The sequence below is a fragment of the Paenibacillus sp. GM1FR genome (genome assembly GCF_002803315.1).
GTDB lineage: Bacteria > Bacillota > Bacilli > Paenibacillales > Paenibacillaceae > Paenibacillus > Paenibacillus amylolyticus.
On the sequence record NZ_MKZL01000002.1, the window covers coordinates 171992 to 192176 of the forward strand.

Consider the following 20185-nt stretch of genomic DNA (forward strand, 5'->3'; position numbering starts at 1 on the left):
AAGGAAATTACATTCGAACTGAAAATACATTAGAAATGCAGGAGGATTGAACATGGAAAATGTAATGCTGGGTTATCCCCTTTCACCACAACAGAAACGACTGCATGAACTGAATAATAACGGATTAACATCACTGGTCCCAAGTGTAATTGCTGTTAACATCGAAGGTGAGTGCTCCAATGATCAGATTGAATTAGCCGTGAAGAGAATAGCCGAGAAATACAGCACACTCCGCACTTCCATAGAAGCCGATCCCAATTATGGGGTCCATCTTCAGAAAGTAGATTCGGAGACCAGAAGCCGATTCCGTACTGCATATTCCGATGAACCGATTCAGGAGCAGGATATCCAAGGGTTGATCCGAAAGGAGTTGGACACATGGACAGGTGATTATTCGCTGGAAGCCATTAACGTGGATCTGTCCGAACGTTCCAAAGTGTTGATTCTCGCTTTTGATCCACAGTTCTCGGATATTGAACCTGCCGTTATTCTAGCGGATTTATCACAATTAATCGTGGCTGAGGTGGACCCTGAACTTTTGGAAGAAGAGGTACCGTACTATGCTGTATCCGAGTGGTTGAATGACCTGTTGACCAATGATGAGCACGCGGAGGAAAGAAGTTTTTGGAACAATAAACGGTTCGATCATGTTGATAAACAATTGTCCATGGTATCCGGTAGCGGAACCACGAGTATTACGATGGCAAGTTTCCCTGTGGAAGGGTCACCAGAATTGTGGGCTGAACTTGAGAAGGTAGCGGAGAAGGCTGGAAGTACAATAGATAACGTTACGCTCGCCTGTTGGAATCTGACTTTGCATCTGCTGGGGGAGGATAAGGAACTAACGGTTGGCGTACATACGCTTGGCCGACAAGATGAGGATTTGGAGAAGGTTGTCGGTGCATTGAATCGATACGTACCTCTGTACTCGGGCTTGAAAGAGGACGACACGCTGACTCAGTTTTTCCAAAGAACGACGAGTGAAGCGAAAGATAGTGCAGAATATGCAGATTATTTTGACTTCAAAATATTTAGCAAATCGGATTCGAGTCAATCTGTGTTCTCCTATGGATTCGAGAGTCGGGATGCATCATCCGTGGTGGAATCGGGTGGTCACACGTTCCGGGTTGTGTATCAGTCGGAACAGATTGAATCGGTTCACCTTGGACTCAATATCCAGCAATACCCTGAACGCAGAGATATCGTTCTTCGATATAACGAGGAAAAGTACACTCCGACAGAGATTGGCTACGTAGCGGATATATTCACACATATTTGCAACAAGGCCTATGTGAATCTGGATGAACCCGTATCGTCCAATATCATCCCTGATCATCTGACATTTACATTGCAATCGATTCTTCAAGGAGAGGTTCGGGAATATGCAACCTCGACATTGGTGGAGATGCTGGACGAACAAGCCTTGAAGACACCAGATCAGGTTGCGGTTGTGTCCGGTAACACTCTGCTTACGTTCCGGGAAATCCATGAGAAGTCCAAACAGCTTGCCCACTATCTGCATCGGACAAGAAGTGTCGGGCATGGAGATGTAGTCGGGGTAAGCGTGGAGAGATCTCCTGAGCTGGTCATAGCCCTACTGTCGGTGCTTCGAGCAGGGGCGGCTTATGTACCACTTGATCCGGATTATCCGAATGAGCGATTGTCCTATATCCGTGAGAATGCCCGCATTGAAACGGTGCTGTTGTTGAATAAAAACAATGAACGGCTCAATTCCCTTTTTGCTAATCCTGTATTTCTTGAAGAAGAAGGTGAGGCAATTGCGACCGAGCCCACGGACGCACCGGCAATCGGAGTAGATGCCAGAGACATCGCCTATATCCTCTATACTTCCGGTTCCACAGGTAGACCCAAAGGGGTCAAAGTGTCACATCAGGCCATCAGCAACCATATGCATTGGATGAACAATGAATTTCCACTGAGCGGGGAAGACGCTGTATTGCAGAAAACATCGATTAATTTCGATGCATCGGTATGGGAATTCTATGCACCGCTCACTACGGGCGCAAGGCTGGTTCTTGCTGAGCCGGACAAGCATGCTGATCCCGACTATTTGCTCGATATTATTCATAAGGAACGAATTACGACATTACAGGTTGTACCTACCATGCTTCAGGCTTTGGTGGAAAAAGAAACCCTCTCTTCAGCACCGTTAAAAAGGGTGTTCAGCGGCGGAGAGAGACTGGGAATTCCGCTCCAGAAGGCTTTCTTTGCTGGTTCCAACGCTCAGTTGATTAACTTGTACGGCCCAACTGAGGCGAGTATTGATACGACTTATCATATCTGTGACAAGGATAACGTTCATGAAACGATCGGCAGACCGATTCATAATACGAATCTGCTTGTGCTGGACTCGAACCTTAATCTTGTCCCGCCAGGTGTTGCCGGAGAGTTATATATCAGCGGAAAAGGACTTGCAGATGGATATGTAGATGAACACTTAAATGACCAGGCTTTCCTGGCACATTCTTATGCGCCGGACAACGTGATGTACAGAACCGGAGACAGGGTCCGTTATTTCCCGGATGGTCATATCGAATACATTGGTAGGGTTGACCGGCAGGTGAAGTTAAGAGGTTACCGGATCGAACTCGGTGAGATCGAGAAAGTTCTGAATGAACATCCTCGTGTGCGACTTGCAGCGGCGAAGTTGTTAGAGAAGACAGAACCATTGCTGGCTGCCTATGTAGAACTGGATACCGCTGGAGAGATTCAGGATGTCAAACAGTGGATTTCATCCGCACTTCCCGAATATATGATTCCGAACGTCATCCAAGTGCTGGAGCATTTACCGCAGCTGAGCAATGGGAAAATTGATTACCACGCCCTGCCGGACGTGGATGTAAGTTCCGGGGCGGAATATGCCGCACCAACGACAACCGTTGAGCAGATTGTCGCCCAGATCTGGAGAGCGGTATTGAAGCGGGAGCAGATTAGTATTGATGAGAATTTCTTTGCACTCGGAGGACATTCGCTTATCGCAACGCAGGTCATCTCTGGAATCAGACAACAGGTAGGTGTTAATCTGCCGCTACGTAAAATATTTGATGCGCCTACCATTCGTGAATTGTCCGAAGTAATTGAGAATCTGTTATTGGAAGCGAATGGTTATTCTGCGGAGGGTAATTAAGTGAAAAAATCCGGTGCAGTAATAAACAAAAGCGAACTGATTGATCGATTATTAAGTCAGATGAATGTTTCCAAAACAGTAGAACGCACTTCTCGGGAAATCAACCGATTTCCCTTATCTTTTGCTCAGAAGAGATTGTGGCTTCAGCAACAGATTGAGCCGGGAAGTACGGCATACAACATGGTTTTTGCCAATGAGATTAGAGGAGAGTTCGATGAGTCGGCATTTGAGCAAGCCATCGGACTGATGGTGGACAGGCAAGAGTTACTGCAGATTCGGATTGATTCCGAAGAGGGTGTACCTTATCAGTATATTTTGAAAGAACAACCGGATTATCAATGGGTTGATCTATCGATGTATCCGGAAGATCAGGCCGAAAGTCAGATTGTCGATGGAATTGAAAGGGCCGATGGCCCTTTTGATTTTACTCGGGACAGACTGTGCAGATTCAAATTATTTAAGCTTAGTGATCACCGCCACATTTTTGTCCTGATGATGCATCATATCATCTCGGATGGTCAGTCAATCGAGATCATACGAAGAGACCTGTTATCTTATTATGAACATTTCCGCGGAGTGGGCCCATTGCCGCTATATAACCCATCCGCGACCCAATATATAGACTACTCGGTATGGCAAAATCAATTGTTGGAAAGTAAAGAGTTTGCTGCTCAGAAGAGGTACTGGCTTGATCAGCTGAAAGAACACTCCTATACGCTCACTTTGCCATATGACCATGAACGTCCGCAGAAACGGAGTGAAGAGGGGATATCCGTATACTTCACGATACCTGCATCTCTTACCAGCAGATTAAGGAAAATCTCGGAGAAAAATCATTCCACGCTATTTATGGTGATGTATACCTGTTTTGCGATTTTGTTACGTAAGTATTCGGGTGAAACGGATCTGCTGATCGGTACGCCTGTCTCCAATCGGCCACAGTCCGATTTGGAGAAGATAGTTGGTTTCTTTGTCAATACACTCGTACTGCGAAGCCGTATTGATGATCAGCAATCATTTCTGGACCACCTTGACGCTTCCAAAAATACCATCCTTGATGCATTTGACCATCAGGATGTACCGATTGATCTGTTGTTCGATGACCTGATCCAATCTAGAACCACAGGATATTCGCCATTGTTTCAGGTCATGTTCAGTCTGGGGAAGGCGGGCCATTTTGAACAGAAAGATCAACAGGCTGTGTTCAGGGAGATCAAGCTGAAGCAGATCAACACATCCAAATTCGACATGTCACTGGACTTGACGGAAGATCAGGATGTAATTAAGGGTACGTTTGAATGTAGTCGGGATCTGTTCCACGTGAGTACGATCGAACGCTGGGCCAGTAATTTTATAGCGTTGCTTGAACATATTGTGAATTATCCAGGGAAGCCAATCGCAGGGGTTGGAGCCGTTAGTGATGAAGAACGACAGAAAGTTCTATATGAATGGAACGATACCGTAATGGATTACCCTGATCATATCTGTGTACATCACCTGTTTGAAGCATCTGTAGCCCAAGCCCCAGATCAGGTGGCTGTGGTGTATGGGGGAGATGAATTATCTTATCGAGATCTGGACCGTCAAGCGAATCAATTAGCTCATCTTCTGATCGAAAAGGGAATTGGACCTGACAAGGCGGTAGCCATTGGCATAGAACGTTCACTGCATTTGCCTATTGCCCTTCTTGCTGTGTTAAAAGCGGGAGGAGCCATCGTGCCTCTGGATCTGGATGCACCTGTGGAGCGAAATCGTCACATGTTAACAGATTCGGGAGCGTCCATCTGTCTCATCAATACGAATACGTTGCCGATCCCGGATGATGTTGCCCTTCTGATCGACGTATCTCAATCTGAAATATATATGGACAAGCCGATAACAGTTCCCTCGACACAAGTGGGGCCTGATCATCTGGTAGCTATTTATTACACGTCAGGCACTACAGGGAAACCCAAAGGGGTATCTGTGCGGCACCAGGGATGGGTGAACCGTATCTGCTGGATGCAGCACCAATTCAAGCTGGAATCCCATGAAACAGTACTTCAGAAAACAACTCTAACCTTTGATGATGTCGGTCTTGAATATTTCTGGACATGGATGGCAGGTGCTAGGGTTGCCCTGTTGGAACCAGGATTTCATCGTGATCCGTATGCGATCATTCAAGCTTTGAAGCAATATGAAGTGGCCATCGTCTTTTTTGTTCCGAGCATGTTGAAGATGATTTTGGAGCGAATTAGTGTGGCGGATCTGGAGCAGTTAGCGTCATTAAGGGATGTATTCTCCAGTGGGGAGGCATTGAAACCCGAAATGGTTGCAGCGTTCCACCACAATCTTCCCGAGCGTAATCTGCATAACAGTTATGGGGTAACCGAGGTTTCCATTGATTCGACCATTCATATGAATGTGCAGTTGGAAGGTCTCCGCGCACGAAGAAATATATCCATTGGTCGGCCAATCGGGAACAATTTTATATATGTTCTGGATGAAATGCAGAATCCGGTGCCGATCGGGGTTCACGGCTATTTGTATATTGGTGGTGTTGGGCTGGCTAGGGGTTACTATGGAGATCCCGTAAAGACCGGACAGGCTTTCTTTGCAAACCCGTTTACGGATGGAAGGATATACAGGACGGGCGACATTGCTTATTACGACGCCACTGGCAAGTTATACATTGTCGGTCGAATAGACAACCAATTGAAGATTAGAGGCATGCGTGTAGAATTGGGGGAAATCACGGATGTAATCTCCAGACATGCTGATATTCAGGAGTGTGCGATGCTGGCTGAGAGATGGGGAGATGATGAAGAACTGTCACTGAGTGCTTATATTCAGCTGGCTCCATCTTCTGAGATTCTCAGTACGGACCTTCGCAACTTTTGCCGAACCCTGCTGCCAAGTCACATGATTCCTTCACGTTTCATTACTATTGATCGTATTCCCCTGAACAGTAACGGTAAGTTGGACAAGGCAGCGCTGAAGCAGCTGGACCGTGGCACATTGAAGGATTATATCGCTGCTCCGCAGGATGAGCTGGAAGAAAAGGTCATGCAGATCTTCATGGATATCCTTGGTGTGGACACCATCCATCTTCATGAAAGCTTTTTCGATCAGGGTGGACATTCGATCAAAGCCGTCCGTTTAATGGATGTTCTGAACAGAACATTTCATACCGAGCTATCCGTGATCACCTTGTTTGATTACTCCACCGTGACCGAGATTGCACATATCATCCGAGAGGGGAACCTTCCTCAAGATCAATCGGTTGTTGTGTTGAAAGAAGGTGGCCGTGTTGATGACTCGCCATTGTTTCTCCTTCCGACGGGTGGCGGCAACCTGATCAATTATTATGAGTTGGTTAGCCAACTGGAAGGCCTGAATATATACGGATTTGTGCCAAAAGGATATGAAAACGACGAAGAACCGCTCTATACCGTCCAAGAGCTGGCGCAGTATTATTATGGTGTTCTTACGCAATTGCATCCGATAGGTCCCTACCGTTTGCTGGGTTGGTCCTTTGGTGGCAATGTGGCATTTGAGATGGCACGGATCATTGAAGATGCAGGACAGCAGCTGGAGTGGCTGATTATTCTGGATGCACCTGCCCGAAGCCATGAGTGGGATGTTCGTCCAATAAACAAGATGGAGGCTCTTGCCGAATTAGCAAACAACAACGGATATGAGTTCGTGCCTAGCGGAGACTATGAGATTCAGTTAAAGGAAGTCATGCATCACTTTTCAGATAATGGAATAATTAGACATCTCAAAGTGCGTCTGGCTAATGAGGTGGCCTTTGATAACTACTATTCAGCAGAACCGATTCAGTCCGATATCCATCTGTTGTACGCAACCGCTCAGGATGAACAAAGTCCAGTTCCGTTAACGGATGCACAGGTCTGGCACGCCAAGACGACAGGTACATGCACTTCAACTCCTATTCCAGGTCATCATGAGAATCTGATCGATTACAATCATGCTGTGAATGTGGCCCAATATGTGAATCAAATGGTGAAGGGATAGAATACAAGCTTCAATTCTGCGGCCCTACCGGGACTAATGCGGTAGAAGCTGCGTTGAAGCTGGCACGCAAATATACGGGACGTACAGGTGTGTTTTCTTTCATGGGTGGTTACCATGGTATGTCCCTGGGGAGCCTGGCGGTGACCAGTAATCGGGACAGCCGACAGGGTGCTGGCAGAGCATTAGATGGTGTAACCTTTATTCCGTTTCCAAATGAACATAATCATTATTTTGATAGTGCTGCCTACATCGAATATATATTGGAAGACACCCACTCGGGTATTGAGAAGCCGGCTGCCATCATATTGGAGACTGTACAGGCAGAGGGTGGTATCTATGTTGCGGAGTCCTCGTGGTTGAAGAAAATCAGGGCCATCTGTGATCGATACGATATTTTGTTAATATGCGATGACGTACAGGTAGGATGTGGCAGAACCGGTCCGTTTGTCTCCTTCGAGCGAGCGGAAATCGTACCCGCTAATCGATCTGGTTGTTCTCTCCAAATCGATTAGCGGGTACGGATTGCCCATGTCCTTACTATTAATGAAGCCCCATCTCGATATCTGGAATCCGGGCGAACATAATGGAACGTTCCGTGGGAACCAGTTAGCATTTATCGCAGCCAAAGCAGCTCTGGAATACAGAGAACAGGTCTCTCTGGAGGAGCAGGTGTACGCCAAAGAAACCATGTTGAAGCAGGTATGGAATGATGTGATATTGAAGCAGCATCCCGACATTGATATTCGGGGGACCGGTCTGATCTGGGGGTTGGATCTCTCCAAATTCGATACAAATATTGCAGCAGAGGTACAGAAGGCATGTTTCGAACGTGGACTTATTGTCGAGCGAGTAGGCAGACATGATAGCGTGGTTAAGGTCATGCCTCCATTGAATATTTCCAACAACAATCTGCGAAGAGGAATCGATATCCTCAGGGAAAGCATTGCTTCGGTGTTGACGTTGCAAGAGGAGAAAGTTGTGCAAAAGATTTAACTTTGGATGCATCTTCCTGCTTCATATTGAAGAGAACATCAGATTGGACCAAGCGGAGCATTAATGACTTCGCTTGTCTTCATTCTTCATAGCAGCATGAAAGAGATGTGGAATGAGTTTTAGGTTCGACGTAAGCGGAGGTGGGCCATGGAGATTTTCAAAAACAAGAACTTCAGTTTGATGTTTTTTGGCAGAATCTTGACCAACATCGGAGATAGCTTATATGCGGTATCCGCCATGTGGCTGGTCTACAATCTGGGAGGATCCTCATTTTATACAGGACTCGCGGGTTTTTTGTCCATTTTGCCGAAAATTATTCAACTGTTATCCGGACCGATGATAGATCGGATCCCGATTCGAGGGATTCTGGTATATAGTCAATTAATTCAGGCCGGATTGTTATTAATTGTCCCTATTGCTGCGTACTATGATTTTCTGAGTGTAGGCCTGGTATTGGTGATCACCCCTATTCTGAACATATGTAATACCTGGGTGTACCCTGTTCAGATGTCAGCTCTGCCAAGAGTATTGGAGAAACACCAACTCACGCAGGGCAATTCCTTGTTCTCCATCGCTTATCAGGGGATTGATGTGGCTTGTAATGCCATCTCCGGGATCCTCATTGTTGCGCTGGGTGCGGTATCTTTGTATTTTTGGAATGCCATCGGTTTCTTCATAGGTGCGTTATTATTCTCCCAATTGCGGATTGCTCCTTATATCATGGAATCGAAAATGAAGAAGGAACAGGGTACATATGATGAGACTATTGAACCAGCTAACGGGAGTGCACCGTCAGGCATGCGTTTGTTTTTTAGGAATTACACGGATGATTTAGTAAGTGGGATCAGGCTGCTTACACGGACGGCATTGGCCAAATTGCTCTTTGGCATTATGGTTATCAATGCTGCGGGAGGAGCGACATTTAGTGTACTTCCCATATATAGTGATGAGATCGGTGGAGCCGATATCTACGGGTTGATGCTGATGGCACAGGCGCTCGGCAGCGTCATTGGTGCAACATGTGCACCGTATCTCAGACTGGAAAATGTGCGTTTGGGTCGGTTGTATTCTGTGGCATACATCATCTCCGGGATCGCTTGGATCGGGTGTATATTTACCCCATGGAGCTGGCTGAGCATTCTGGTATACGGACTGGCCTGGGTTCCCGGCGGAGCCGTTAACGTCATCATCAATACCGTTGTGCAGAAGGGGGTGCCGCAGCAATATTTGGGTTTGGTTTTCTCCGCGACGATGGCTTTAAGCGGTATAGCTATGCCAATAGGCAGCTTGATCGGCGGTACGTTGGGGGTCTGGCTACAGAGTTCTACAGTCATTACCTTATGTGGAATTACCGTTGTTTTGGTAGGTGTATACTGGATGTTCGATCGCGTATCCCGCAACCTCCCCAAGACGGAGCAACTGGATGAAGGATATTTCAATTTTACACCACGTGGCGGCACGGCTCGCTCGAATACTGAAATGGGGGCTTAACACTGTAGCATAATGAGACCGTCGTTCATCTCTAAATTTCATATGTATAAAAATAAAAAAGGCACCTCAGAAGGGTATGAGGATAACGATTGGTTATCCCGTGCCTGTTCCATGAGGTGCCCTGTTCAGGTTCATTCATGTTAAACCATGTTAAACGCTACCTGAGCAATGGAATATTGCAGGTTAATTGTTGTTACTCGGTATAATCACTTATCGCAGTACGCCCCGCTTCTACACTGATCCAGTAGGAATAATCTTCGCGCACGTCCACATAGAGGTTAAGTTCCTTTGCATCAAGGTTACTTACCGTTAGTTTGAAATTGCCATAGGCATCTGTTGTAACCTGCTGCGTCTGGATGTGCTCTACAGCAGGCGAAGGACCATGAATTTTGATCGGCATCGTCTGGTTGGCATACGCCGGGAACGTACCTTGAAGAACCAGTGTGTGATCGGCGGAATATACTGCTTTCATGGTCTGATCCGGTAGTCCGCCGTTCTTTTCATTCTCGGTAGCTTCAGTGGCATTCTTCGGCCAGCTCCATAGTTCGAAGCCTTCTTCCTTCAGGTTCTGGAGAAAAACAACGGCCTCTGCCCGGGTCAAGGATTCTTGTCCCGCATAACCTTGCACCGTAGCTGCAGTTTTGCCGGAAGAGTATCCCATGTTCAGTAGATACCGGATGGCATCTTCATCCTGGGTATAATTTTTACCGCCAAGCCCCGCCACGATTACGGCTACTTCTGTTCGGTTCAAGGCATGATTACGCAGCTTAGGATTCTGTTTGCTGGCATTCAGTTTCAGATTCAACGCGGAAGCATAGGTATAATAACGGTCACTCCAGATGTTTCCTTTGATAGCTTGTCCCTCTACAGCATCTATGCTCTGAATGACATGGGAATTCGCATACAGCTTGAACAACATGGAGAGGAATTCGGCTTCACTCACCTGATTGTTGGGTTTGAACGTTCCATCCTCGTATCCACTGACCATCTCCTGTTGAACGGCCCATTGAATGGCATCTTTCGCCCAATGTGTACGGACATCAGTTAATTGGGGAATTCCCGTTACCGTAACAGAGACAACCGCTTCTTTCCCTTCAAAACGAATCCGAATTTCGGCTTTACCAGCCTGCAGCCCAATGATTTTTCCATCCTTGATGACAATGCGATCTGACGTCGTGGTGAAGGAAACGTTAGACTGTGGAACATAGGATGTTCCGTTATCATTCACGGCAGTGATTGAAGGCAGATCAATCTGTTCTCCTGCTCGGACTTTCAGGTTTGGTTGTCCTGGCGTTATGCGGGTAAGCGTTGTATCTTGAACACCGTCCACATGGAAGAAACGTGTGGAGTATGAGATTTCCGCTGCTGTACCGTTTTTCTCTTGCAGACCTGTAATTCGAATGTTGAACGTATCGCCGTTTTTTAACAATTGCACATCGTCGGGACGGAATATGATGGCGTAACCATATCCATATCCACCTGTCTCTACATTGAAATAGGCTTGATTAAACCATTGTTTATCCGCAGGGTCCACGTTGTAATAACCGGTTGGAAAGCCACTGTTCTGATTCTTTGCATTAAAGGTCCATGTACGTTGATCGGAAGTCCGAGTCATCTCGACCTGTACCTCAGATAGTGATGGTTTCGCAAATACATCTGTATTCAGTTGAACAGACCAGGCCTGTGTACTGCCAAAGGCTTCGATTGGAAAAGCTCCCTGATTCGGGAACAGGCTGTAGTTGAACGAAGTTCCCCCCGTTCTGCTTTTATCAAATACCTGCATGGCACTATAGTACTGATCATATGTCTTGCCTGCTTCACTACGAGTGGCGAGTCCAAATCCGATTCGTTGCAGTTGTGGACTCAAAATCCAGCGCCGATGACCGAGTCGATCAATATTGGAGGCATCCGAATCATTCATATAGGCCTGAATGCTTTTTGTCAGGACGTTATCCTTGGTACTGCTGGTAACGTACAGATTGGAGCTGCTGGCAGACTTTGAACCGGTGTCAAAGAAATCCTTTGGCATATCTCCTGGCTGTTTTGGAGAATGGGACAGGTATCCACCCGTGGAGACCACAACAGCCCCATGCTGGGCTTGACGATTCAATGTCGGGTCAAGCACAAGATCGCCCTGTAGCCCCGTGATAAAACGATAAAAGTTGGCTGCGTTCAGCCCTTGTTCCAGATAGGCGTCACTTACCACACCAGCAGAGTAAGGAGCACTTGTCGAAGGTGTCTTTGTATACAGGGGAGATGTATCATTGCCATTCATCCACTGATTCCACTTTTGAACGATCTCCTGCTGACTTCGCTCAGGTAACAAACTGTCGACCTGTTCCGCATGTGCCGCTTGAGCACCCCATAACAGAAACAGTAAACCTGCCAAGGGCAGAGTGAACAGTGAATGCATTTTATTTTTCCGGTAAACCATGTTTCCAACCCCTCTCATATCTGAACGTACGAAGAACATATGCATGTTCAGCATTATGGTATATTCATCGACATTACAGTTGATTTTGCTTAGAGTCAGGCATGGGAGCATAAGGCCGAGCGTGTGAAGGAGGGGGTTTAAATTAGGGAGTTGGTGGTTCATTTGTTGAAAAAAGAGCACAGGCCACCCCGCTGATTCGGGACAGCTTATGCTCTTTCTACATATGTATCTACTTTTTAGTCGAGACTCAGGTCGAAATCAGGCTCACACATATAATCTAATGGGTACAAATCATCTCGTGCCGAGATTAATGCACGGAAATGAAGATCCCTGATACCGTGCTCAGTTGCATTTTCATCTGAGCGATTGGAGACAAGTTCAGCTACCACAAAAACGTCTTCTGCGAGGTTACATTTAAAAAGGACATTTTTCGGATGAATGACTTCGTCCAGGTAACTGTACGTCATCACGTGAAATGTTTGTCCGCACCAGTTTGTCTTGATCACTTTATAGGACTTTGTGCGAACCAGATCCAGATAACGTTCCAGCTGGAACGTATGCTCGAATTGCGTAATATAACCTTTTTTATCTACATCAATCGTAAATTCGACATCATAGCTCACATGCATTTCATCTTTATAAGTTCCGTTCATAACCTTCATGTTGTCAAAGTGTGATCCGAATTCCGGATCTTCTACATAGGGAATGGTAACGAGTTCGGGGTCAACATATTCTGTGATCTTACTGTTACTGGAAGGTGGGGTGTAATACTTCGATGGCTGAAGATCAATCGATCCAATCATGCTTCCAGGAAAACCGGGGCTGCAAGTTATTCGCATAGTCATCTCCTTAGTTGTTGGTCAGTAGTTAGACGAACGACTAGGGAGAAAGTTGCACCAGAATAAGGAAATGAAGGACGGGAAGAACCCAGTATGTCTATCTCCCAACATCGAGCAGGAACGAATGGTAGGTAAATATTCTTTTAAGTCATGAATCGCACGTCTACTTCTGTTCCTGCTACTTTCATATGACCAGTAGCACCGGCGCTATTTCCAATCGTTCTGCTCTTTTGATAAAGTATCTGTAGGACATAACGGAGATACATATCAACTATGAGACAACATGAATGGGTCATGGAGAACCGTGCCCCGTATCGCTCTCGGAGAGGAGTCCATCTAATGAATGTGAATGATAATGTGATCGAACAACAGTCCCTTACCTTTGTGGGCATCAAACGAACGTTCTCTTGTGTGGGTGGAGAGAATTTAAGAGAAATTCCTAAGATGTGGCAGGATGCTTTGGCAGACGGCATTGAGGAACTTTTAAACGGGTTCAATAACGGAGCTATTCCCGGTCTGGTGGGCATCTGTGTAGATCAGAGAGAGCTGAAGGACAATCAAATGGAGTATTGGATTGCTACCTCTCACTCAGGTGAAGTGCCTGAAGATTTGGTGTCCATCGAACTTCCCGCGTCCCATTGGGTTGTATTTGAAGCGGATGAATTAAAGCCGGAGGCGATACAACGGTTGTGGCACCATATTATGGCAGAGTGGTTTCCTTCCACTACATATAAGCATGCAGGGATTCCGGAACTTGAAGTGTACATAGGTCACGGCACACCTCCCCAAGTCTGGATACCTGTGGTTGTTCAAAAAGTCCGTTTTTGATTACGAAGGATGCCTGGAGGCATCATCAGCATCGAATATGGCATTCAGCCGAAATGTCCGTTGCTCACGTATTTTCCCTACGTTCCGCTACTCCATTTCTGCCTTCATCCCGTCTTCTTGGTACTGAAAACCGCTTTTTTTGAACATGTATTATGAACAAAATTGGATTAGGAGGTCTGCGATGTTATCCCATAAAGTGATTGATCATTGCCAGGAGCAAGGCTGGTGGCATGAAGATATTCCAGCAGCATATGAAGAAGCATTGCAAAAGCTGGAGATTGATCTTCAATCGGAATTTGCACAATTTTATCTACATGCAGAGGATGGACCAACTTTCTACAGCAGGCATCAGGAGTTGTATCAGATCTGCTGGTTTATGGAGAACACCGTATATATGGAAGATATGAATGTAGCACAGCTTACACTGGGACTTCCCGAGGCGTATATTCCACTGGACAGTTTTGAAGGTGAAGGTGGATTTTTCTACAACCGTCAGACGGGAGAAGTGGTGCTGGTGGAACTGGGCGAATCGATTGAACGGTTTCTTAATGGCGAGAGTGAGCCGCAGTGGGCTGATTTCAATGCTTTTCTGGAGTGGTATTTCGTTCTGGAGGAGGATACGGTGCAATGAAAGATCTAACACCGGAACATGCCGAACTGGAGCAACAAATTGTAGAAACGGTAGAAGCCGGTAATGTGCTGGATGAGACGCAACAACATGAACAAGCACTTATCTATTATGATCAGGCATGGGGCATGTTGCCCGAGCCGAAGATGGAATGGGAGATTGCAAGCTGGATCGCATCCTGTCATGCGAATGCACATATCGATCTGAAGCAGTATGGACTGGCCAAGCCGTGGGCTGAGATATCGTTAAGTACGCGGAGTTCGGATAGAAGTACAAGTCCGTTGATCGATCTCGGCATGATCTGCATGAGACTTGAACAGCATGACGAGGCGTATTCGTATTTGCATCAGGCGTATGAGTTCGGCAGAGAGCGTGCATTTCAGGGAAGTCCGAGGGACGTGTTGAGTTATTACATTGAAGAGCGGGCTAAGCGTAACTAGAATGATTCCGACCAGACCATGAAACAAAAAGGGTACCCCGGTTTGGCCAAAACATGACCACAGGAGTACCCTTTCGAGTTGAATATTCGTTTATTACAGGATGTTTGACTTCATCTAATCCGAAATGTTACGCGTATAGTATTCAATAATATCCTTACGACGGATAATACCGAGGAAGACACGATCGACATCCACCACGGGCACAAAATTTTGGTCTGCTGCAAGTGTCAGCATATCCTCCATTTCAGCCTCAATGAATACACATTCATTATATACCCGATTGTTAATCTCATGGACTTGAACCTGATCCATCGTATCAAAAGTCAATCCGGGTGTATTTCGCATTTTCCATAACAAATCGCCTTCGGACAGGGTAGCAACATATTTTCCATCCTGGTCAATCACGGGAACGGCGGTGTAGTGTTGCGATTCCAATTGCTCAATAGCATCTTTCATGGAAGCGGTAGACTTGATATAGGCCACTTCGGCTTTGGGGAGTAAAAAATAGCTGATTTCCATCATCGGGCTCCTTTTCAGCCTTTTGCATAGCAAAAAAGCTTTAGTATGTAATCTCACTCTCCTTATTTAAACATATTATGTGAGCTTTCGGCTATTTTTAATGATAAATTCGTCAGATTTGTTTCATTGTTTAAATGGCTCTGGAAATCTATAGTGTATATTAGAGGTGATGTAACCATGAAATCAAAACGTAAATTAATGTACGGACTGCTGCCCATCTTGTTTGCAGGTGGAATCGGAATGTATCTATACATGCAGAATAACAAAGAAGCAGAGGCCAAACCCCAGACTACCGTGAATCAATACATAGAGCATCTGCAAAAAAAAGAATTTGACCAGTTGTACACCTTGATGACACCTGCTTCGCTGCAAGAGTCGGGCATGAACAAGGAACAATTTGTTGAGAAATACAATGCGATCTATTCGGGTATGGAAGTATCCACCGTCAAGGCGGAGGTTAAACCTGTGGAGGTTGACGAAACGGCTTCCGATGGCAGTAAGACCGATGCAGAGAAACAAAACCCGGATACATATGAGGTGGATTACAACCTGCAACTGACAACTTTTTTGGGAGAAGTCAGTGAGACGCATACATTAAAACTGGTCCGGCACGAGCTTGAGAACGGCGGGAAAAACTGGCAAATTAACTGGCAGCCTTCACTGATCCTGAATGACATGGTTAAGGGCAGTAAGGTACGAGTGAGGACACTGTTCCCCGATCGTGGAGACATTGTGGATCGTGATGGTTTGCCGCTCGCTACCAAGGGCACGATGAATGAATGGGGCATTGTACCTGAGAAACTTGGTGATAACCCGGACCAGATGATTGCCCGAATCGCGAGCCATTATCAGGTTTCGGAAGATGCCATTCACAAGGCGCTTGCGCAGACATGGGTGAAGCCGGAGTATTTTGTCCCGATTGGTTCAACGGAGGAGTTTGACGTGCCAGATTCTTTAAGCGGGGTTACGATGCGAAGCAAGGAAATCCGCTATTATCCACTCGGCGAGGCGGCTGCGCACCTGATTGGTTACGTGCGCAAAGCCACCAAGGAAGATCTGGATAAGGATACGGAAGGGTATTATCGCGCAGAAGATTGGATCGGCAAAGCGGGTTTGGAGCAGTCCATGGAGAAGCAGCTGCGTGGTGAACGTGGTGGTCTGATCGAAATCACGGATGAATCCGGTAACTCTCGTTCTGAGCTTATTCGCAAGGATGCTGTAGATGGACAGAATGTACAACTGACGATTAGCTCCAAACAACAAAAGAAATTGTATCAGACATTATCCAGTGGTGGAGATGCAGGTGCAATGGTTCTAATGAATTCGACGGACGGCAACCTGCTGGCGTTGGTCAGTGCGCCTTCCTATAACCCGAACAAAATGGTCACAGGACTTACTCAGGCAGAATGGGATGCTTATTCGGCGAATGAGAAGCTTCCTTTTATCAACAGAGTCACTACCCGGTATGCACCAGGATCAACCTTCAAAGCGATTACAGCCGCAGCGGGACTGGTGGAGAAGGTGACCACAGCAGACAAAACCCATGATATCTCTGGCTTGCAATGGCGTAAAGACGATAGTTGGGGCGGTTATTATGTTAAGCGTGTGAAGAGTTTATCCCCGGTTAACATGGTCGATGCTCTGGTGTACTCGGACAATATTTACTTTGCCATGGAAGCGATTGAGATGGGCAGCACCAAGTTTATTGATGGGATCCAGAAGTTTGGTTTTGGCGATAACTTTGGACTGGATGAACTGTATCTGAAGCCGAGCCAATATGCCAACGAAGCGAATCTGAATCTGTCATCCGAGGTGTTGCTCGCTGATACGTCCTACGGGCAAGGGGAGATGTTAATGTCCCCGATTCATCTTGCGTCAGCATTTACACCTTTTATTAATGAAGGAAAACTGGTGAATCCTGTTCTGATCGAGGGAAAAGAAAGCACTGACCCTGAGGTGATTATTACTCCGGAAGCCGCCAAGACGGTTAAAGATGCTTTGGGAGAAGTCGTTTCCCGTCAGGGAGGTACGGCCCACTCTTTGAATTCAATCGCTGGAGGACTCGCGGGTAAGACAGGAACAGCGGAACTGAAAGCGAAGAAGGGCGAGAAGGGGCAGGAAAATGGATTTTTCGTGGTGTTTGACACGGATTCTCCGACCTACCTGTTATCAGCTGTCATTGAAGAGGTGAACGGCCGTGGCGGAAGCCATTATGTCGTGGATAAGTTGAAGCCTTTCTTGGAGAAGCTCGAGATGCCAGACAAGGGAAACATTGCTGATGAATAAGATGTGTGAAGAACGTAGAGAGAAGTTATAAATCAAACATAAAGACACCGGTAACGGTGTTTTTTTGTTTGCGGTTATACGAAGGGTGCACGAAATGTATTATATCTTTGTTAAGTATTCGGTCAATTGATTAAGTGTTCCGGTAAACCCAGCTTGCACCATCTCTAGTGAAGCATCGAAAGTTTGAAGTTCTTCCTCCGTGGGAGATGCGGGAGCAACAGTCAGTGTAATGGCAGTTTCCCCTCCCTCTACGCTAAACGTCAGAGTATTCAGGGTTTTCATCGGCCAACTTTGGTCAAAGGGTGCACGTACAAGGTCACCTTTCTCGTCAGAAAAGAAACTGATGTATACAATTTTCTCTGATGCAATAATCTCACTGTATACGAATTTGACCCACATGGTGTCACCATCAGTAGGTTTCTGGCTGTAATGAAAAACACCGCCCGAACGAAAATCTGATTCAGCAACATTGAATGTCCAACCTTTTGGGCCCCACCAGTTCTGCAGATGTTCTGAGTCGGTAAATGCTTTAAACACAAGTTCGCATGGAGCATTGAAATGATAAGAGATTTCAACTTGATTTAGCATTGGTGATGTCTCCAATCATTTAGTTATGGTTTATTTTCTCCATTGTTCACATCGAGTAACCTCAAATTTATCATTTCCTTGCAGTGATCATGAAACGTGCTGCGTTGGTGCGAATGCCTCGCTCATCCTGATGTTCTTTAACAAACTGTTCGAAACGCTCCATATCGGTTGCTACTTCTCCGAAATGAGGAATGATTGGTGTGTGGGTCAGCAGGAACATTAGATCTTCCGCTGTCGCGTAATACTCCACTACATTATACTCACGAACCTCAATGTCATTGAAACCTACCTGCTGAAGTTCCTGCTTGTATCGCTTTAATAGTGTGCTCGGTTGAATGCCAAAATGCTGTCCACGCCCAAATGCTTCCGAAATATTGCTTTTATCATGTTCACTAACCTGTTGGGTTAGAAAGATGCCACCGACAGAAAGAACTCGAAATACTTCTGAAGCACAGAATCCGGAGTGTCTGGATGATACTACACTAAAGAATTCATCTGGAAAGTCCAGTTTGTCTGCATCCATGTGCAGAAAGCGTACATTGGACTGGTTACCAGCAGCCTGAAGGTTGTGCTTTGCCGTTTCAATCATTCCTTCTGAAAGATCAATGCCGACCATTAACAAAGCTTTTTCAGCAATGGACAGAACAGCTTCTCCACCGCCAGTTCCGATATCGAGTAACAGATCAGATTGATCCGTACAGCGAACAACTTCCTCATAGAAATCCCATTCAATCTTTTCTGAGCTCACGTTCATGGAACTGAAGTCCCAGCCATTAACCCGACCAATTCGTTCGTAGAAAGTGCGGTAATCCATTTTGGTTCTCATTTTAGTTTCCTCCAAGTGTGGGTATGATAGAACAGATAACATAGTTGTACGAAAGTGCTCTGTTGTAACTGGTCGAACAGGATCAAAAGGACAGACGTATCCCTATAATAGCTGGTACGCGTTTTGACCCAGCCCGACGACTACTTACTTCGAACAATTCGGAACAACATCCGTGTCACCTCACAAGTTGGAATATGGCTAATTATACGCAATTGACAGCGTATACGCGAGGTGTTATTTTAAATTTGAAGCTATTCTAAGAGTTAGAGGTGATCGTTGTTGGCTATTCGTGCTAAGCAGATTTTTGTCAATTTACCTGTCCAAGATCTGAAGAAATCCGTTGATTTTTTCACTAAGGTAGGGTTTGAGTTTAATGCCGATTTTACGGACGAGTCCGCTACGTGCATGATCATGGGGGATAACATCTATGCGATGCTTTTGGTAGAGGAACGTTTCCTATCCTTTATTTCCAAAAAGATCTCCAATGCTGCTGAAACGACTGAAGTCATCGTTTGCTTATCTGCGGACACGCGAGAACAGGTGGATGCAATTGTACAAGCTGCCTTTGATGCAGGAGCCAAGCCACACAATGAACCACAGGATCACGGATTTATGTATGGATGGGGTTTTCAAGATTTGGACGGCCACCTGTGGGAGGTCTCCTATATGGATATGAGTGCTTTTCCAAGAGAGTAAGATAAGGTACTATAAGGTACTGAAAAATGTTCTTAGACGAGAATAACCTTTCTGTTACTACAGGAAGGTTATTTTTTATGACGGATTGTGGGGCCAAAGTGTAGCATTTCCCTCGGTGAAATATTAGTGAGTGCAATCAAGGCCTAGAAAATTTTCATTGTCTTTAATTGAAAATTTTGAGTGACGTGCAAGGTCTTCATAATGTGTTTTAGGGAAATTAGACCCTTAGGACGAAACTCTTGAAGTTACCTTCCCATCTTCATTTGAACAATATTGTTATGAAGTGCGGGATTAGCTAGATAAACATATTGGTAATGGATTCATTTAGATTTGTATGGAAACAAAACCTTTCAACTATCAACTGTAGCGGTTGTTTACCTTTATGCCAAAGGACTTGTAATGAACCTCGGACTCGTTATTCGTTGTAAATTCAGTAGTGGATACTACTGAAC

General features: G+C 45.7%; 13 protein-coding genes and 1 pseudogene. 9 read left to right on the forward strand and 5 right to left on the reverse strand.

What is annotated here, in order from left to right; translation table 11 throughout:
* Positions 1 to 52: 52 nt before the first annotated feature.
* The 4 genes and pseudogenes from PAEAM_RS01650 (at position 53) to PAEAM_RS01665 (ending at position 9649) form a co-directional block, all read left to right on the forward strand.
* Complete coding sequence (locus PAEAM_RS01650) at positions 53 to 3148, forward strand: non-ribosomal peptide synthetase (RefSeq protein ID WP_100526396.1); 3096 nt, start codon at positions 53 to 55, stop codon at positions 3146 to 3148.
* Between the two features lie 60 nt (positions 3149 to 3208).
* Entirely contained in the window at positions 3209 to 7165 is a 3957-nt protein-coding gene (locus PAEAM_RS01655; protein WP_243391239.1) for a non-ribosomal peptide synthetase, read from the forward strand.
* Positions 7156 to 8158 (forward strand): annotated as a pseudogene (locus PAEAM_RS01660) (diaminobutyrate--2-oxoglutarate transaminase); the annotation flags it as partial. The gene PAEAM_RS01655 and the pseudogene PAEAM_RS01660, both read left to right, overlap by 10 nt.
* A gap of 147 nt (positions 8159 to 8305) precedes the next feature.
* On the forward strand, positions 8306 to 9649 hold the full coding sequence (locus tag PAEAM_RS01665; protein WP_100526398.1) for an MFS transporter: 1344 nt from the start codon (positions 8306 to 8308) through the stop codon (positions 9647 to 9649).
* 193 nt (positions 9650 to 9842) lie between these two features.
* Here PAEAM_RS01665 and PAEAM_RS01670 read toward each other — a convergent pair whose 3' ends face one another.
* Both PAEAM_RS01670 and PAEAM_RS01675 read right to left on the reverse strand, forming a co-directional pair.
* Positions 9843 to 12083, reverse strand: a complete 2241-nt coding sequence (locus tag PAEAM_RS01670; RefSeq protein ID WP_165789800.1) for an S-layer homology domain-containing protein — start codon at positions 12081 to 12083, stop codon at positions 9843 to 9845.
* A 236-nt stretch (positions 12084 to 12319) separates the two neighbouring features.
* Positions 12320 to 12886 (reverse strand): hypothetical protein, encoded by a 567-nt coding sequence (locus PAEAM_RS01675; RefSeq protein WP_165789801.1) that lies wholly within the window; start codon positions 12884 to 12886, stop codon positions 12320 to 12322.
* 375 nt (positions 12887 to 13261) lie between these two features.
* Between PAEAM_RS01675 and PAEAM_RS01680 the strand changes: the two genes are divergently transcribed.
* From PAEAM_RS01680 to PAEAM_RS01690, 3 genes are all read left to right on the forward strand, one after another.
* The gene (locus PAEAM_RS01680; RefSeq protein ID WP_100526401.1) at positions 13262 to 13750 is read left to right on the forward strand and encodes a GyrI-like domain-containing protein; all 489 of its coding nucleotides are present in this window, start codon (positions 13262 to 13264) and stop codon (positions 13748 to 13750) included.
* 181 nt (positions 13751 to 13931) lie between these two features.
* Positions 13932 to 14381 (forward strand): hypothetical protein, encoded by a 450-nt coding sequence (locus PAEAM_RS01685; RefSeq protein WP_100526402.1) that lies wholly within the window; start codon positions 13932 to 13934, stop codon positions 14379 to 14381.
* Complete coding sequence (locus PAEAM_RS01690) at positions 14378 to 14818, forward strand: hypothetical protein (RefSeq protein ID WP_100526403.1); 441 nt, start codon at positions 14378 to 14380, stop codon at positions 14816 to 14818. The genes PAEAM_RS01685 and PAEAM_RS01690 overlap by 4 nt, the downstream gene beginning before the upstream one ends.
* Positions 14819 to 14932: 114 nt before the next feature.
* Here the strand turns inward: PAEAM_RS01690 and PAEAM_RS01695 are convergent, their stop codons facing one another.
* Complete coding sequence (locus PAEAM_RS01695; RefSeq protein WP_036605969.1) at positions 14933 to 15337, reverse strand: CBS domain-containing protein; 405 nt, start codon at positions 15335 to 15337, stop codon at positions 14933 to 14935.
* A 177-nt stretch (positions 15338 to 15514) separates the two neighbouring features.
* Between PAEAM_RS01695 and pbp4 the strand changes: the two genes are divergently transcribed.
* Positions 15515 to 17623: a penicillin-binding protein PBP4(5) gene (pbp4, locus tag PAEAM_RS01700; RefSeq protein WP_100526404.1), complete on the forward strand. Its 2109-nt coding sequence runs from the start codon at positions 15515 to 15517 to the stop codon at positions 17621 to 17623.
* Positions 17624 to 17722: 99 nt separating this feature from the next.
* On the opposite strand, the gene PAEAM_RS01705 is transcribed toward pbp4, so the two are convergent.
* Both PAEAM_RS01705 and PAEAM_RS01710 read right to left on the reverse strand, forming a co-directional pair.
* Positions 17723 to 18211, reverse strand: coding sequence for an SRPBCC family protein (locus PAEAM_RS01705; RefSeq protein ID WP_100526405.1), 489 nt, complete (start codon positions 18209 to 18211; stop codon positions 17723 to 17725).
* A gap of 70 nt (positions 18212 to 18281) precedes the next feature.
* On the reverse strand, positions 18282 to 19037 hold the full coding sequence (locus PAEAM_RS01710; protein WP_100526406.1) for a class I SAM-dependent methyltransferase: 756 nt from the start codon (positions 19035 to 19037) through the stop codon (positions 18282 to 18284).
* 279 nt (positions 19038 to 19316) lie between these two features.
* On the opposite strand from PAEAM_RS01710, the gene PAEAM_RS01715 reads away from it, so the two are divergent.
* Positions 19317 to 19733: a VOC family protein gene (locus PAEAM_RS01715; RefSeq protein WP_100526407.1), complete on the forward strand. Its 417-nt coding sequence runs from the start codon at positions 19317 to 19319 to the stop codon at positions 19731 to 19733.
* Positions 19734 to 20185: the final 452 nt, after the last annotated feature.

What these genes read in the sequence shown, in the direction of transcription:
- PAEAM_RS01650 (WP_100526396.1), top strand. Translation starts at nt 53, where the DNA reads ATGGAAAATGTAATGCTGGGTTATCCCCTTTCACCACAACAGAAACGA.
- PAEAM_RS01655 (WP_243391239.1), top strand. Translation starts at nt 3,209, where the DNA reads ATGAATGTTTCCAAAACAGTAGAACGCACTTCTCGGGAAATCAACCGA.
- PAEAM_RS01665 (WP_100526398.1), top strand. Translation starts at nt 8,306, where the DNA reads ATGGAGATTTTCAAAAACAAGAACTTCAGTTTGATGTTTTTTGGCAGA.
- PAEAM_RS01670 (WP_165789800.1), bottom strand. Translation starts at nt 12,083, where the DNA reads ATGGTTTACCGGAAAAATAAAATGCATTCACTGTTCACTCTGCCCTTG.
- PAEAM_RS01675 (WP_165789801.1), bottom strand. Translation starts at nt 12,886, where the DNA reads ATGATTGGATCGATTGATCTTCAGCCATCGAAGTATTACACCCCACCT.
- PAEAM_RS01680 (WP_100526401.1), top strand. Translation starts at nt 13,262, where the DNA reads ATGAATGTGAATGATAATGTGATCGAACAACAGTCCCTTACCTTTGTG.
- PAEAM_RS01685 (WP_100526402.1), top strand. Translation starts at nt 13,932, where the DNA reads ATGTTATCCCATAAAGTGATTGATCATTGCCAGGAGCAAGGCTGGTGG.
- PAEAM_RS01690 (WP_100526403.1), top strand. Translation starts at nt 14,378, where the DNA reads ATGAAAGATCTAACACCGGAACATGCCGAACTGGAGCAACAAATTGTA.
- PAEAM_RS01695 (WP_036605969.1), bottom strand. Translation starts at nt 15,337, where the DNA reads ATGGAAATCAGCTATTTTTTACTCCCCAAAGCCGAAGTGGCCTATATC.
- pbp4 (WP_100526404.1), top strand. Translation starts at nt 15,515, where the DNA reads ATGAAATCAAAACGTAAATTAATGTACGGACTGCTGCCCATCTTGTTT.
- PAEAM_RS01705 (WP_100526405.1), bottom strand. Translation starts at nt 18,211, where the DNA reads ATGCTAAATCAAGTTGAAATCTCTTATCATTTCAATGCTCCATGCGAA.
- PAEAM_RS01710 (WP_100526406.1), bottom strand. Translation starts at nt 19,037, where the DNA reads ATGAGAACCAAAATGGATTACCGCACTTTCTACGAACGAATTGGTCGG.